Origin of the sequence: Bradyrhizobium sp. 23 (assembly GCF_023073295.1) — a bacterium.
In the GTDB taxonomy this organism is placed as follows: Bacteria; Pseudomonadota; Alphaproteobacteria; order Rhizobiales; family Xanthobacteraceae; genus Bradyrhizobium; species Bradyrhizobium canariense_D.
On sequence record NZ_JADPJF010000098.1, the window covers coordinates 203,358 to 204,105 of the forward strand.

The window sequence follows — 748 nt, forward strand, 5'->3', positions numbered from 1 at the left end:
CGCGCATCGCGCGCTCGGTGATGGCGGCCACATGGGCCTTCACCCCGACGAAATCGGCGAGCTCGTCGATGCATTCCTGACCGATCATGGTGGAATCCATGTCGGCGAGAAAAAGCTTCTTGCGCCGGAAGCCGACTGGCTGCACCACGATGTCGATGGGCAGGTCGCCGCGAAGCTCGCGGAGCCGCTGCTCGATGGCGTGACGGTCGCCTTCGAGGTTACTGTCGGCGCCGAACGGGATGTCGACTGCAACCCCGTCGAACAGCCAGTGCGCGGGAGCTGCCTGAGGCAGCACGGCGCGGGCGCCGTCGACGATGGTCGAGTCGAGCGCGGGATTATTCGGGTTGCAGATCAGCGTGGCAACGAGGGACATTTGAGGTTTTCGTGAGCGAGGGGCAAGTCGGCAGAAGGCATGTTGGCAAGGCGGTGCTTATCGCAGGCCCGACCGCCAGCGGCAAGTCGGCGCTGGCGCTCGAGCTTGCGCTCGCTGCGGGCGGGGTCGTGATCAATGCCGATTCCATGCAGGTCTACCGTGACCTCCGCATCATCACCGCGCGCCCCACCCTTGGCGACGAGGCGCAGGTGCCTCATCGCCTGTACGGCCATGTCGATGCGGCCGTGAATTTTTCAGCCGGTGCCTGGGTGGGCGACGCGGCCAAGGCGCTCGAAGCGGCGAAAGCCGAAGGGCGCCTGCCGATCTTCATCGGCGGCACCGGGCTCTATTTCAAGGCGCTCACGGCGGGCCTTT

At 65.9% G+C, this 748-nt stretch carries 1 protein-coding gene and 1 pseudogene; one reads left to right on the forward strand and one right to left on the reverse strand.

Annotated elements, in window-relative coordinates:
• A pseudogene (locus tag IVB32_RS24805) lies at positions 1-373 on the reverse strand (phosphoserine phosphatase SerB); the annotation flags it as partial.
• An 11-nt stretch (positions 374-384) separates the two neighbouring features.
• Here IVB32_RS24805 and IVB32_RS24810 point away from each other — a divergent pair.
• Positions 385-748: isopentenyl transferase family protein (locus IVB32_RS24810; RefSeq protein ID WP_346731109.1), on the forward strand; the 364-nt coding region annotated here is incomplete at its 3' end.